Source organism: Pseudomonadota bacterium (genome assembly GCA_039714795.1).
In the GTDB taxonomy this organism is placed as follows: domain Bacteria; phylum Pseudomonadota; class Alphaproteobacteria; order JAGOMX01; family JAGOMX01; genus JBDLIP01.
Genome location: JBDLIP010000107.1, coordinates 1 through 5,767, shown reverse-complemented (window position 1 = coordinate 5,767; position 5,767 = coordinate 1). Strand labels below are relative to the sequence as shown.

Below are 5,767 nucleotides of genomic sequence, written 5' to 3'. Positions count from 1 at the left end.
CCCATTTTCATTCTCCTGAATTGTTACGGTTATACAACAAACCCAGGGGCTGAAAAACTCACTTATTCAACTGTCCAGTTTTTGGGGTGCAGCGCAGAAATCTTGTAAAGCTTATCAAGTGACAAACGGTTAAAATCATAATCGACAAGCTCACCTAAACCACTCTTCTCTTGGAGCCATTTGTGTGTCGCACGCTCACTGCCTGGGTGCAACATGCGTCCAATAATCGTGCCCATGGCGGTTGCTGTTTGTATGGGGTTTAGACCCAAGATCTTTAGTTGTCGATCCAGGCCCAAATTCAGCAACAACCGTTGGCGTGCTCCACGCTCGGTGCGCACTGCCTCTACCAAGCGATAGGTGTGGTACTTCTTGCCAGTCTTTTTGGCGGTCTGTGTAACTTGACGAATATACATAACAAGTCAGTGTTACAAAGGCGCCAGGGAAAGTCAATGCCATCTGCAAATTTTGTGTCACTATTTTGAACCTCCGGCGCCTCGAAGCCCTTTGTTTTCAATAATTTTTTTTGAAATTAGGCGATTTTTGAGGTTTTCGAAGCACTTTTCTCTGAACTTGGGTTAATACTACTAGAATTTGATGAATAAAATACTAATTATTTTTTGTCAATCATAAACTAAAAAATTGGATCTCGGCTCACTCATTTTTCCAATCCAGCTCTTGGCGAGCTGGGGAAAAATGGAGGCCGGGATGACGGCCCGTGGAGGATAAGAAAATTCTTCCCTTATCCAAAACTCAGGTTAGTTACAATTTCCGGGAGTCGAGGTTACCAAGCCGCAACGAGAACTTCTGAAGAAACTTGATATCGATCTACCTGCGAAGACCTAGTTATAAAAGCTGTGGGAATTCAGGGTGTACATCAGATAACTACATGTATTTCCCAACCTTCTAGCGCGTTTTTCATAACGTGTTGTTACCCAATCTGTTGGTGGTGTGTGGACATGACTGACCAGTTGTAGCTTGTTGACACCTTCCATGATTTCTAGAATGGATTGTACATAATCTGGATCGTCGCTCGCGATGACAATTTGCCCACCTGCTTTTAGGATTCGAGTAAATTCTTGTATCTGCTCATCGCAAATAATTCGGCGTTTGTGATGCCGTTTTTTCGGCCACGGATCAGGAAAAAGCACAAAGATTCGCTCAATGCTTTTAGGGGCAATGCGTTTCAGGAAAGGTCGTACGTCATCAGGATAGATACGCACGTTGTCCAACGAATTATTGTGCACATGGGTGAGCAGGGAAGTGACACCGTTTAGGTAGGCTTCACACCCTACAAAACCAATGCTTGGATGACGCTGGGCAAGGGTTGCCAGATGTTCGCCGCCACCAAAGCCAATTTCAAGCCAAACGTTTTTATTCCCAAACAAGGCATTCAGATTGATATCTCCATTTTCTGGAATGGATATACATAACTTTGGCAACAAATCTTCAAGAAGCTGCTTGCGTATTGTGCTAAGGGGGCGCCCCTTGCGGCGACCATAAAAACGTTGAGAACGTTGAGGAGGATTTGGCATCATCTAAAACGCCGAACCAATAAGCTTAAGATGAGCAGTAAGCCTATGAGCTTTACCAAAATAAGATCTCCAAAACGACCATAGAAAGTCTGTTCTTTAATGGGAGGAGGAAGTAGGACGTTTAAAACTCCGTTTTTGTTTAAGCCTAAGGTGGCGATAACTCTGCCATAAGCATCAATAATTCCAGAAATTCCAGAGTTTGCAACGCGAATCAGGGGAAGTCCTTCTTCAATTGCCCGTACTCTTACACTGGCAAAATGCTGAAAGGGACCTGAGGTATACCCAAACCAGGCATCATTGGTGATATTGAGCAGCCATTTTGGTCTAGGTCCTTGTGTAGCAGTGACTTCACTAGGAAAGATTCCTTCAAAACAAACCAGAGGGCTAACTGGAGGTAATCCCGGCAGTTCGAGAGTTTGTGGGCCCTTTGCTGCGCTATAATCAATCGTGCCCTCGGTGATTTTGGGAATGGTCGGCAAAAGCTTTCGCAGTGGTAGATATTCTCCAAATGGCACCAGATGAAACTTGTCATAAACTCCTACAATTTCCCCCTGATGATTAATGGCAAAGACGCTGTTCCACAATGTGAAGGGTTTTGGCTCACCAAATGTTCGCCTGGGAGCACCTGTGATCAAAATACTATTATCTGGAAGAACGTTGGCAATGATATTTAGGGCATGCTGGCTTTCATCTAAGAAAAAAGGAACAGCAGACTCGGGCCAAACAATGATATCAGGTTGTTTGTTCCAAAGGTCATCTGCTGGTTGAGTTGTAAGCTTGAGTAGGTGCTGGAATTGTGCTTGGGCCGTATCACGGCGCCATTTGATTTTTTGTTCAATGTTAGGTTGGACAAGTCGGATCATTGTGGATTTGGTAGAAAATTTAGATGGAGCAGAATCATACAAACGCATCGACCCTATTATCCCCCATATGATAAGGCTGAGTACAAATGCTGTGGTCATCAGCGATCGAGCGAGCTTTCGATTTTTCCACTCGTCCCAGAGGTTTAGTAGCGTTGCCAGAAAAACAGTAACCAAGCTAACACCGTAGATTCCCACATATGCTGCAAGTTGCAAAAACGAAGGAAATCGGTCCCAACTATAGCCAATCAAGTTCCAAGGAAAGGCAAAAAAGAAGTGGCCGCGAATCCACTCAAACCCCGTCCACAACACTGCAAATAGCAGACATCGTGACAAACCCTGTACTCTGAGAAAGCGCGTTATAAGCGTGATCAGTCCGATATATATTGCCAAAATTGCTGGAATGCCAAGCACAGCAAACGGGATGAGCCAGAAAAATCGTTGTAGATCTACATGCAATGAAAAAGCAATCCAGTAAAGCCCTGCAACGAAGAAACCAAAACCAAACCACCAACCAATAAAGAAAGCCTGCCTGGAATTCGATCCTGATTGAAGAGAAAAGAGTTTCAAAAAACGCGGAAAAGTTAGGAATAGGATTGGAACTCCACCAATGGGTGGAAGCGCCAGTGCTGTAAGAGCGCCAAGAGTCAGTGCTTCGAGATAAGATGCCCATGTTCCTGCATGGTATGTGGGTGCCATCGATTGTGAACTCTTTCTAGAACAAACGTATACCCTATATTTAAGCGTTCTTGACCGTTTCGTCCAGCTATTTGGCCGAAATGACTGCCGTTGTTTGTTGAGTGTTCCAGTTATTCTGGTGTTGTTTTAGCAGGCAAACGGACTCTAAGACGTTTAACACGCCGGGGATCGGCCTCAAGGATTTCAAAGGTAATAATACCATTTGGGTGCGGAATGATTTCCTTAATGCCTGGAACTCGTCCAGCAAGTGAAACAACAAGCCCGCCAACGGTATCGATTTCATCCTCACTGCGCTCTTCTTCATTCAAAACGGGTCCAAATTCCGCTTCAAAGTTTTCAATATCCATTCGGGCACTAATCAGGAACGAACCGTCAGACATACGTGTGAGTGATGCTTTTGTAGGAAATTCACCGTCCAGTTCTTCAATGTTTCCTATGATTTCATTGATGATATTCCAAGCAGTGACCAACCCGTCAACACCGCCAAATTCATCGACAACGATTGCCATAGGGATCCGTGTGGCACGCATTTGTAGCAGCAGGTCCATCAGGCGCATTGAGGGAGCAACGAAGAGAACTTCCTGTAGAATTTCTTCATAATTTACCGTTTGGCAGTCTACGCTTCCTGCAAGAACATCCCGGATATGGATATATCCCACAACGTCGTCCAAGGTATCTCGATAAACCGGCATGCGCGTGACTGCTTTTTCAGCAAACAGTTGTGTGAGATCCTTATACGAAGTGCCCAAGGCCACAGCTGTTATATCCACTCTAGGGGTGCAGATATCATCAGCGGCTTCATCCTTGAGCCGTAGCAGGTTGGCAATGATCTTCTTCTCCTCTGTATTAAGAGACGTATCGACTTCTTCTGTTTCTTCAATCAGCTCTTCGATGGTGTCACGAATGGAACCGTCACCTTCCAGTTTTTTGAAAGGCCAAAGTTTGGAAACGAGAGATTTAAAGGTAATGTTCACAGAGTATCCTCTTCTGTCTGGTTTGTTAGGGCATAAGGGTTTTTTATCCCTTGGGAGTGCAAAATTTTGATCTCCAACGTTTCCATTGCATCAGCTTGCGTTTGCGTTTGATGATCAAAGCCAAGTAAGTGAAGAATGCCATGCACGAGCAGGTGTGAGAAGTGATCGATCAATGATTTATGCTGCAGCAGAGCCTCTTTTTCAAGTGTTTCGATAGCCAGCACTACATCTCCTAAGCTTAAAGATGGTTGTACTTCAGATTGTGTGTCAAGAGCCAATTGTGCATCTTCCAGATTGGGAAAGGCAAGTACATTCGTTGGTTGATCCTTATTGCGATGGATGTGATTAAGTTTTTGGATAAACTCATCATTTGCTAGCACAATGCTGAGTTCCAAGGTTGACTTCAAATTGTCTGCAAGAGCAATTTTTAAAGTTCTTTGGGCCAGGTTGGACACGATTTCGTCATAGCTTGGAATGACTTTCATCCAGCGTTGTTCTTGCAAGGTGATTTCAATGTCCAGATAATCCAGAGGTTTTGGTTTCTTTTTATGTCTTTTTTTCATAAGCATTTACGATTTGAGTTACGATCCTGTGCCTTACGATATCACTTTCATCAAAATGAATAAACTTGATGTCTGGGACATCTTTAAGTACGTTTACGGCATCTCTAAGACCTGAGGTCTGACCATGGGGAAGGTCCACCTGAGTCAAATCTCCTGTAATTACCATATAAGACCCTTCCCCCATTCTTGTCAAAAACATTTTCATTTGGGCACTTGTTGTGTTTTGGGCCTCATCCAATATAACGTAGGAATTTGACAGGGTTCGTCCCCGCATAAAAGCAAGGGGAGCCACTTCGATTTCATCATTTTCCATGTACTTATGAACTTGCTCTGGGGGAACCATGTCAAATAAAGCGTCGTAGAGCGGACGCAAATAGGGATCGATCTTTTCCTGCATATTCCCCGGTAAAAAGCCTAGGCGTTCTCCTGCCTCGACGGCTGGTCTGGAGAGGATAATGCGATCAACTTTTCCTTTCAACAACATGGAGACCCCAGTAGCAACTGCCAAGTAGGTCTTGCCTGTTCCTGCAGGTCCTGTTGCAAACACCATTTCATGATCTTTGAGGAGTTTAAGGTATTCTGCTTGACCGGGAGAACGAGACATGATGGCTCGCTTGCGTGTTTCCAACCGCACTGTTCCGATGGCAGATTCTTGAAAGGGTCCAGTTCCACTTGTTGTTGTGGGTCGGGCGAGTTGTACCTCTGTACGCACGTCGACCTCAGTGATTTCAAGGCCTTGCTTGAGTCGGTGGTACAAATTATGAAGCGTAATTTGAGCGGCAGTTGTGTCGTTCTTTCGTCCAGTAATCACCAGCTGGTTGCCGCGTGCAACAATTACCACCGTTAATTCTTTTTCGATCACTGCCAGGTGACGATCTTTATCGCCAAACAATTGCGGCAATAATCGATTGTCTTCAAGTTCTAGATATTTAACCGTTTTGGGTTGAGAAGGGTTCAAGAAGCATCCTTCTTTCTGTTTCGTTTCTCTTTAAATGATAACGAAAATTTTGTGTAATGGCTATGTAAATCGGCATGCTATCCAGGGCTACCTCATGAAATAGTCATCATATATTGCTTAAATCCTTATCTACAAAGGGATACCGGCCGTTTTCAGTCTACAAAAAGCACGTAGTATTGCA

Annotated in this window: 6 protein-coding genes; all 6 read right to left on the bottom strand. The window is 44.3% G+C overall.

The genetic code is table 11. The annotated features are described in order from the left end of the window. Nucleotides 1-62: 62 nt before the first annotated feature. The 6 genes from ABFQ95_07175 to ABFQ95_07150 all read right to left on the bottom strand — a co-directional run bounded on the left by ABFQ95_07175 (nt 63) and on the right by ABFQ95_07150 (nt 5,586). A complete protein-coding gene (locus ABFQ95_07175) occupies nt 63-413 on the bottom strand; it encodes a hypothetical protein (protein MEN8237302.1) in 351 nt (116 codons plus the stop codon). Between the two features lie 426 nt (nt 414-839). Then, nucleotides 840-1,535 (bottom strand): tRNA (guanosine(46)-N7)-methyltransferase TrmB, encoded by a 696-nt coding sequence (trmB, locus tag ABFQ95_07170; GenBank protein MEN8237301.1) that lies wholly within the window; start codon nt 1,533-1,535, stop codon nt 840-842. Beyond that, nucleotides 1,532-3,091, bottom strand: coding sequence for an apolipoprotein N-acyltransferase (gene lnt / locus ABFQ95_07165; protein MEN8237300.1), 1,560 nt, complete (start codon nt 3,089-3,091; stop codon nt 1,532-1,534). Before lnt ends, trmB begins: the two co-directional genes overlap by 4 nt. 110 nt (nt 3,092-3,201) lie before the next feature. Then, nucleotides 3,202-4,065, bottom strand: a complete 864-nt coding sequence (locus ABFQ95_07160; GenBank protein MEN8237299.1) for a transporter associated domain-containing protein — start codon at nt 4,063-4,065, stop codon at nt 3,202-3,204. Next, a complete protein-coding gene (ybeY, locus tag ABFQ95_07155) occupies nt 4,062-4,628 on the bottom strand; it encodes an rRNA maturation RNase YbeY (protein ID MEN8237298.1) in 567 nt (188 codons plus the stop codon). The genes ABFQ95_07160 and ybeY overlap by 4 nt, the downstream gene beginning before the upstream one ends. Next, the gene (locus ABFQ95_07150) at nt 4,612-5,586 is read right to left on the bottom strand and encodes a PhoH family protein (GenBank protein MEN8237297.1); all 975 of its coding nucleotides are present in this window, start codon (nt 5,584-5,586) and stop codon (nt 4,612-4,614) included. The genes ybeY and ABFQ95_07150 overlap by 17 nt, the downstream gene beginning before the upstream one ends. Nucleotides 5,587-5,767 lie beyond the last annotated feature (181 nt).